At 70.9% G+C, this 870-nt stretch carries 1 protein-coding gene; it reads left to right on the top strand.

What is annotated here, in order from left to right:
* Positions 1-870: UTP--glucose-1-phosphate uridylyltransferase GalU (gene galU, locus E7Z53_RS19880; RefSeq protein ID WP_255219730.1), on the top strand; the 870-nt coding region annotated here is incomplete at both ends.

An 870-nucleotide genomic window follows, 5' to 3' on the forward strand; every position in this document is an offset into this window, starting at 1 on the left:
ATTCCTGCCGCCGGGCTGGGCACCCGGTTCCTCCCCGCGACGAAGGCCATGCCCAAGGAGATGCTGCCGGTCGTGGACCGGCCGGCCATCCAGTACGTGGTCCAGGAGGCGGTCGACGCCGGCCTCCAGGACGTCCTGATGATCACCGGGCGCTCGAAGCGGGCGCTGGAGGACCACTTCGACCGGGTGCCGGCCCTGGAGCACCAGCTCGAGGAGTCGGGCAAGACCGATCTGCTGCGGGCGGTGGAGCACGCCTCCGAGCTCGGCGAGATCCACTACCTGCGCCAGGCGGACCCCAAGGGACTGGGGCACGCGGTGCTGCGGGCGAAGATCCACATCGGTGACGAGCCCTTCGCGGTGCTGCTGGGCGACGACCTGATCGACGCCCGGGACGAGCTGCTCACCGAGATGATCGCCGTGCAGGAGCGCACCGGCGGCTCCGTGGTCGCGCTGATGGAGGTCCCGGCCGAGCAGATCAGCGCCTACGGCTGCGCGGACGTCACCGCGGTGGAGGGGGAGGACTACGTGCGGATCAACGGGCTGGTGGAGAAGCCGGCCCCGGAGGACGCCCCGTCCAACCTGGCCGTGATCGGGCGCTACGTGCTGGTGCCGGAGGTGTTCGAGGTGCTGGAGAACACCGCCCCCGGGCGCGGCAACGAGATCCAGCTCACCGACGCGCTGCAGACCCTCGCCCAGCGCGAGGGCGAGGGCGGCGGGGTGTACGGGGTGGTCTTCAAGGGCCGTCGCTACGACACCGGCGACAAGCTCAGCTACCTCAAGGCCAACATCATCCTGGCCTCGGAGCGCGAGGACCTCGGGCCCGAGCTGTGCGAGTGGCTCAGGGAGTACACCCGGACCCTGCCGGTCGGC

Origin of the sequence: Kocuria salina, from assembly GCF_013368965.1 — a bacterium.
Lineage (GTDB): Bacteria > Actinomycetota > Actinomycetes > Actinomycetales > Micrococcaceae > Kocuria > Kocuria rosea.